The sequence below is a fragment of the Erythrobacter donghaensis genome (genome assembly GCF_001557325.1).
Lineage (GTDB): Bacteria > Pseudomonadota > Alphaproteobacteria > Sphingomonadales > Sphingomonadaceae > Erythrobacter > Erythrobacter donghaensis_B.
Genome location: NZ_LSJS01000064.1, coordinates 1 through 6,536, shown reverse-complemented (window position 1 = coordinate 6,536; position 6,536 = coordinate 1). Strand labels below are relative to the sequence as shown.

The following is a 6,536-nucleotide window of genomic DNA, read 5'->3' as shown; positions in this document are numbered from 1 at the left end:
TTCGCGGAATGCTCGCGATTCACCCCGCGCAGGTCGATCCGATCAACGAAGCCTTCACCCCGAGCGCCGAGGAGCTCACCCACGCCCGCGCGGTGGTGCAGGCCTTCGCCGACCATCCGGGCGCGGGCGTGGTGGCGCTCGACGGGGCGATGCTCGACCGCCCGCACCTGGTGCTGGCCCAGCGCCTGCTCGCCGAGGCGGGTTTGGAATAGGTTATTTCCTTTTCCTACTCTAACCTATTTGGTTATTTGGTTGCGCGACTCACCTGAAAGGAGCGCGCGCCATGGCCCTTATCGACGTCCTCATCGGCCCCATCGCCTCGATCATCGACAAGATCATCCCCGACAAGGAAGCCCAGGCCAAGGCCAAGCTCGAACTGATCGCCTTGCAGGGCACGCAGGAAATGCAGATGCTCGAGACGCAGCTTCGGGCAATCGTCGCCGAGGCCAATTCGAGCGATCCGTGGACCAGCCGGGCGCGGCCGAGCTTCCTCTACGTGATGTACGTCCTGCTGCTGACCGCGCTGCCGATGGGGGTGCTCTCCGCCTTCAACCCCGCCGCCGCGCGCGAGATTGCTGCGGGCATGAACGCCTACCTCACCGGGCTCCCCGAGCCGCTCTACGCGCTGTTCGGCACCGGCTACCTCGGCTACACGGCGGCGCGCCAGTGGGGGAAGGTCAAGGGGGTGGACCGGTAGCGGAAGCATCGCGCAGAAAAGTGGAAACCGGTTTTCTGCCTACAGCGATGCGAAACAAGGATGTGCACGTTCACCTTGCGTTTGTACCATTGCATGTACATATTGCGGCGCAAGGAGATCACCGATGGAAGTCCTCACCTACAGCGATGCGCGCAAAAACCTGAAGGCCGTGATGGACAAGGTGGTCGCCGATCATTCGGAAGCCATCATCACCCGCCGCAACGGCGAGGCCGTGGTGATGGTGTCGCTGTCGGAGTGGAATTCCATCCGGGAAACCGAATATCTCCTGTCGACGCCTCAGAATGCCAAGCGCCTGCGCGAGGGGATCGAGCAACTCAATGCCGGCAAAGGTCTGGTGCGGGAGTTGATCAAGCCGTGAAGGTCACCTTCACAAGCAATGCATGGGATGAATATAGATGGTGGGCAGATGGTGAACGCAAACCGTTCGAAAGGCTCAACACGCTGATTGAACAATGCCGCCGAACGCCTTTTACAGGAACCGGAAAGCCCGAACCATTGCGCGGCGATCTTCAAGGATGGTGGTCGCGCCGCATCAACAGCGAAGACCGATTGGTATACCGCGTGTGTGGCAAAGGCCGCGACCAGACCCTCGAAATCCTTCAGTGCCGGTCGCACTACTTATGAAGCCCACGTGGCGAACTGTGTTTCGACCTAAGCCGCGCATTGGTAATGAAGCGAATGACCAACCTCGTCTACGTCCTCAACGGCCCCAACCTCAATCTCCTCGGCACGCGCGAGCCGGAGATTTACGGCACCACCACCTTGGACGACATCGCCGGGATGCTCGAAGACCGCGCCCGCGAACTCGGGCTCGCAATCGACATGCGCCAGACCAACTACGAAGGCACGCTGGTCGACTGGCTCCACGAGGCGCAAGCGGAGGGTGCGCGGGCGGTGTTGCTGAACGCTGCCGCCTATACCCACACCTCCATCGCGCTGCTCGATGCGATCAAGGCGATCCGCACGCCGGTGATCGAGGTCCATCTGTCCGATCCCAAGACCCGCGAGCCCTTCCGCCACCTCTCCTACGTCGGCATGGCAGCCGCCAGGACGGTCGAGGGCCACGGCGCACGCTCCTACCTCATCGCGCTCGAAGCCGTAGCGGCGGGCGAGGTCTGACATCCTCGCCCCGAAATCGTCATGCAGCTTTCACATTTTGCGTTCCTGCCACTTGCCTGCCGCAATTGGGGGCAATAGACGCTCGCGCTTTACGGGCGCACTCCACGCGAGAAGGGGCATAGATGGCAAACGACGCTGGCCAATCCGGCAAGGCGAACGGTCGCAAGTCGGGGATGAACATCGACACCGCGCTGGTGCGCGAACTGGCCGAGCTGCTCAACGAGACCGGCCTGACCGAGATCGAGGTCGAGGATGACGACCGCAAGATCCGCGTTTCGCGCGGCGCGGTGGCTGCCGCCCCGGCCTATGCCGCCGCCCCCGCCGCGCCCGCGCCTGCCACTCCGGCCGCCGCCGCCGCGGCGCCCGCTCCGGCGGAAAGCCCCGCGCCCGCCGGCCCCGATCTCAAGAATGCGGTCAAGTCGCCGATGGTCGGCACCTGCTACCTCTCCGCCGAGCCGGGCGCCGCGCCCTTCATCGCGGTCGGCAAGGAGGTCAAGGAAGGCGACACGCTGCTCATCGTCGAGGCGATGAAGGTCATGAACCCGATCACCGCACCCAAATCCGGCACGATCTCCGCGATCCTGGTCGAGAACGCCCAGCCGGTCGAATTCGACCAGCCGCTCGTGGTGATCGCGTAAAGCTCATGGGCATCAAACGCATCCTGATCGCCAATCGCGGCGAGATCGCTTTGCGCATCCACCGCGCGGCGCACGAGATGGGGATCGAGACGGTTGCGGTGCACTCCACCGCCGATGCCGACGCGATGCATGTGCGCCTCGCCGACCATGCGGTGTGCATCGGCCCGCCGCCTGCGAGCGAGAGCTATCTCAACATTGCCAACATCATCTCGGCCGCCGAGATCGCGCAGTGCGACGCGATCCACCCGGGTTACGGCTTCCTCTCGGAGAATGCCAAGTTCGCCGACATCGTCGAGGCGCATGACATCATCTGGATCGGCCCCAAGCCCGAACACATCCGCACCATGGGTGACAAGATCGAGGCCAAGCGCACCGCGGGCGCGCTCGGCCTGCCGCTGGTGCCCGGCTCGGACGGTGCGGTCTCCGACATCACCGAAGCCAAGGCGATTGCCGAGGCGGCGGGCTATCCCGTCATCATCAAGGCCGCGTCCGGCGGCGGCGGGCGCGGGATGAAGGTGTGCAACGGCCCCGACCAGCTCGAAACGCTGATCCAGCAGGCCGGCTCCGAAGCCAAGGCCGCCTTCGGCGATGCGACCGTCTATATCGAGAAATATCTCGGCAATCCGCGCCACATCGAATTCCAGGTGTTCGGCGACGGCAAGGGCAACGCGATCCATCTGGGCGAGCGCGACTGCTCGCTCCAGCGCCGCCACCAGAAGGTGCTCGAGGAGGCCCCCTCGCCGGTGATCTCGCCCGAGGAGCGCATGCGGATGGGCGAGGTCTGCGCCCAGGCGATGCGCGACATGGGCTATCGCGGCGCGGGGACGATCGAGTTCCTGTGGGAAAACGGCGAGTTCTACTTCATCGAGATGAACACCCGCCTGCAGGTCGAACACCCGGTGACCGAAGCGATCACCGGCCTCGACCTCGTTCGCGAACAGATCCGCATCGCCGAAGGGCGGCCCTTGTCGGTCACGCAGGAGGACATCGAGTTCAAGGGCCATGCGATCGAATGCCGGATCAACGCCGAGGATCCCTTCAACTTCGCCCCCTCGCCCGGCCTCGTGACCTATTTCCACGCCGCGGGCGGCATGCATGTGCGCGTCGATAGCGGGCTCTATGCGGGCTACCGCATCCCGCCCTATTACGACTCCATGATCGCCAAGCTGATCGTCTACGGCCGCACCCGCGAGGGCTGCATCATGCGGCTCAGGCGCGCGCTCGAGGAAATGGTGGTCGAGGGCGTCAAGACCAACATCCCGCTCCACCAGGAACTGCTGCGCCAGACCGACGTCTTGAACGGCGACTATTCGATCAAGTGGCTCGAAAAGTGGCTGGAGGAACGCGAGGTCTGAGCGGTCTCTTCTTCGAAACGGGTGGAAATTCGGCGCAGCGTTCGCTATATGAGCCACGGAGGCCGACGATGTATCTGAACTCGGAAGAATCGATCAGGCTGGGCCGGCAGGTTCACCGCAAATATGGCAGTTGGGAAGCCGCCCGGCGCGCCGGGGCGGCTGTGCCGCTGGACCTTGCCGGCGAACGCGACGAACGACAGACCAGAACCCGCAAGCCTGCCTGATCCGCCGCGCGTGACCTGGAGCTTCGCTCTCGTCAGCGCCTGCCTGTTCCTGTTCCCCGGGTTCTGCTGCCTTGCCGGCTTCGTCTATGCCGGACGGATCGAGCGGCTTTCGGCGGTGCCCGACATCGCGCCGCAGAGCACCACGTCCTTCGTGCTGGTGATCGGCGGGGCGATCTTCGCGCATCTGGCGGGAAGCGGGCTGTTCTTCGCGCAGGAGAGGATCTGCGGGTGGACGGGCCAATGCTGGCCGCTCGCCTTCGACCCCAACATCTACAAGGCCCTGATCGCGCGCGACATGAGTTTCGCGCAGAGCGATGCGGCGATCTTCCTCACGCTCGCGGGGCTGGTGACGCTCGGTCTCGGCACGGCGGCCCTGTCGATGCGCATCGGGCAGAGCGACGAAGCCCAGGCCTTCTTCCGGCCCGGCAGCGCCATCTGGCTGCGCGACATCGCCCGCCTCGCCTCGGACAGCGAGGTGCTGGTGCTCGCCTATGTGATGGGCAAGCCTGGCCATGACGGGGTGTTCGCCGCCTATGAAGGCATCGTCGAAACCTTGAGCCCGGGCGCCAACGGCCAGGTGTCGAACATCGTGCTCTCGGACGTCGACCGCTTCACGGTGCGGGTCGGCAAGCGCGGGATGGAGCGCAACAGCGAGATGTCCGATCCGATCCCCTACCTCCAGATCGATCAGGCAGACCTGTTCAACATCGGCTTCAACATCGTCCGGCTGGTCAGCGATGACGAAGGGGACGAACAAGCGTCCGCCATCTGACGCCTGCGGGAACCACGGCGGACTTCAGGCGCTGATGCTGCGATGCTGCACCGCAACACGGGTTGCACGCAGCCATGTTGATTTGACGCGCATTTGCCGCCCGCAGCCGCTATCAGGGACGCGGGATTGCGCCGCACGGCTGTGCCAGGGAGTGCCGAATGAACCGCAAGACCCAGATTGTCGTCGTCGGCGGGGGCGCGGGCGGGCTTGAACTGGTGCGCAGGCTCGGTGCCAAATACGGGCGCAAGCGGCACGACATCATCCTCGTCGACAAGAACCTCAGCCACATCTGGAAGCCGCTGCTGCACGAGGTCGCGGCCGGGTCGCTCGACGCAAATCTCGACGAGGTCGGCTACCGCGGACACTGCTACCGTTGGGGCTACCGCTTCTTCCAGGGCAGCCTCGAGGGGATCGACCGCGCGGGCAAGACCATCCGCCTCGCGCCCGTGAAGGACGAGGACGGCAGCGAGCTGATCGCGGGGCACACCATCCGCTACGACATCCTCGCGCTGGCGTTGGGTTCGGTCTCCAACGATTTCGGCGTGCCGGGGGTGAAGGAGCATTGCCTCTACCTCGACAGCCGCGAACAGGCGGACCGCTTCCGCACGCGGCTGCTGAACCACTGCCTGCGCGTCAGCCGGGCGATGATGAACGATCCGGGCGCGGACGAGCAGGTGCGCGTCGCGATTGTCGGCGGGGGCGCGACCGGCGTGGAGCTGGCAGCGGAACTCTACAACGCGGCAGGGGCGCTCAGGCACTACGGCCTGGAAGTCTTCGACGAGAGCCGGATGCAGGTCACCCTGCTCGAGGCCGGCCCGCGCATCCTCCCTGCCCTGCCCGACAAGCTGGCGGCGGCGGCCAAGCACGAGCTGGAAGTGCTCGGCGTGGCGGTGCGCCCCGGGGTGCAGGTGGTCGAGGCCCGCCCGCGCCAGCTCGTCACCAGGACCGGCGAGGTGATCGAGGCCGACCTCATCGTCTGGGCCGCGGGGGTCAAGGGCGCGGATTTCCTGTCCGGGCTCGGGCTCGAGACCAACGGGCGCAACCAGATCATCGTCACCGACACGCTCCAGACGCTGGAAGACCCCTGCATCTACGCGCTCGGCGACTGCGCGAGTTACACCCCGCCCGGTGAAGACCGCCCCGTCCCCCCGCGCGCGCAGGCCGCGCACCAGATGGCCGAGACGGTGTTCGCCAACATCGTGCGGATGCAGGAGGGACGGCCGCTCAAGCACTTCGTCTACCGCGACAAGGGGTCGCTCGTCTCCCTGAGCCGCTTCTCGACCGTGGGGAGCCTGATGGGCAACCTCATCGGCGGGAGCATGGCGATCGAGGGCCGGCTGGCGCGGTTCATCTACACCTCGCTCTACCGGCTGCACCTGATCGGCATCCACGGCTGGGTCAAGGCGACCTTCCTGATGCTGGTGGGCCGCGTGAACCGCATCGTGCGGCCCAAGCTCAAGCTGCACTAGAAGTCGATCTTCAGGCGCACCTCGGCGCCATCGGCATCGAAGCCGCCCACGCCCTGATTGATGAGGTTCGCCTCGGCGCTCGCCGTGTCGGAAAGCCTTACCGCTGCGCGCGGAATGGCGCTGCCGAAGCCGTCGTCAACCGGCCCCACTACCGGGCCGAGCCGCGGGGCGGGGGTGGCGGCGGCGCAGACCACGATTTCGGGGTTGAAGGGATCGGCCGGTTCGCCCGGGCAATCGGGGG

10 protein-coding genes and 1 pseudogene are annotated in these 6,536 nt (G+C 65.7%); 10 read left to right on the top strand and 1 reads right to left on the bottom strand.

Translation table 11 applies throughout. From position 1 onward, the window contains the following. The 10 genes and pseudogenes from AX692_RS19970 to AX692_RS02910 form a co-directional block, all read left to right on the top strand. Positions 1 to 212 (top strand): annotated as a pseudogene (locus tag AX692_RS19970) (CoA ester lyase); the annotation flags it as partial. Positions 213 to 283: 71 nt separating this feature from the next. Then, positions 284 to 697: a holin family protein gene (locus AX692_RS02940; protein WP_073974974.1), complete on the top strand. Its 414-nt coding sequence runs from the start codon at positions 284 to 286 to the stop codon at positions 695 to 697. Positions 698 to 821: 124 nt separating this feature from the next. Then, positions 822 to 1,076 carry a type II toxin-antitoxin system Phd/YefM family antitoxin gene (locus tag AX692_RS02935; protein ID WP_073974975.1) on the top strand — a complete coding sequence of 85 codons (255 nt, stop codon included), beginning with the start codon at positions 822 to 824 and terminating at the stop codon, positions 1,074 to 1,076. Further along, on the top strand, positions 1,073 to 1,342 hold the full coding sequence (locus AX692_RS18720) for a Txe/YoeB family addiction module toxin (RefSeq protein WP_081095095.1): 270 nt from the start codon (positions 1,073 to 1,075) through the stop codon (positions 1,340 to 1,342). The genes AX692_RS02935 and AX692_RS18720 overlap by 4 nt, the downstream gene beginning before the upstream one ends. Before the next feature lie 54 nt (positions 1,343 to 1,396). After that, positions 1,397 to 1,837 carry a type II 3-dehydroquinate dehydratase gene (locus tag AX692_RS02930; RefSeq protein ID WP_073974976.1) on the top strand — a complete coding sequence of 147 codons (441 nt, stop codon included), beginning with the start codon at positions 1,397 to 1,399 and terminating at the stop codon, positions 1,835 to 1,837. 122 nt (positions 1,838 to 1,959) lie between these two features. After that, the gene (gene accB, locus AX692_RS02925; protein WP_081095094.1) at positions 1,960 to 2,475 is read left to right on the top strand and encodes an acetyl-CoA carboxylase biotin carboxyl carrier protein; all 516 of its coding nucleotides are present in this window, start codon (positions 1,960 to 1,962) and stop codon (positions 2,473 to 2,475) included. Positions 2,476 to 2,480: 5 nt separating this feature from the next. After that, positions 2,481 to 3,830, top strand: a complete 1,350-nt coding sequence (gene accC, locus AX692_RS02920; RefSeq protein ID WP_073974993.1) for an acetyl-CoA carboxylase biotin carboxylase subunit — start codon at positions 2,481 to 2,483, stop codon at positions 3,828 to 3,830. A gap of 68 nt (positions 3,831 to 3,898) precedes the next feature. Then, positions 3,899 to 4,054, top strand: coding sequence for a hypothetical protein (locus tag AX692_RS19455; protein WP_155644867.1), 156 nt, complete (start codon positions 3,899 to 3,901; stop codon positions 4,052 to 4,054). A 10-nt stretch (positions 4,055 to 4,064) separates the two neighbouring features. Beyond that, on the top strand, positions 4,065 to 4,826 hold the full coding sequence (locus tag AX692_RS02915) for a hypothetical protein (protein ID WP_073974992.1): 762 nt from the start codon (positions 4,065 to 4,067) through the stop codon (positions 4,824 to 4,826). Positions 4,827 to 4,984: 158 nt separating this feature from the next. Then, positions 4,985 to 6,295, top strand: coding sequence for an NAD(P)/FAD-dependent oxidoreductase (locus AX692_RS02910; RefSeq protein ID WP_073977443.1), 1,311 nt, complete (start codon positions 4,985 to 4,987; stop codon positions 6,293 to 6,295). On the opposite strand, the gene AX692_RS19965 is transcribed toward AX692_RS02910, so the two are convergent. Continuing rightward, on the bottom strand, positions 6,292 to 6,536 hold a 245-nt coding region (locus AX692_RS19965), incomplete at its 5' end, for a hypothetical protein (protein WP_196490809.1). The two genes, AX692_RS02910 and AX692_RS19965, sit on opposite strands and share 4 nt — an antisense overlap.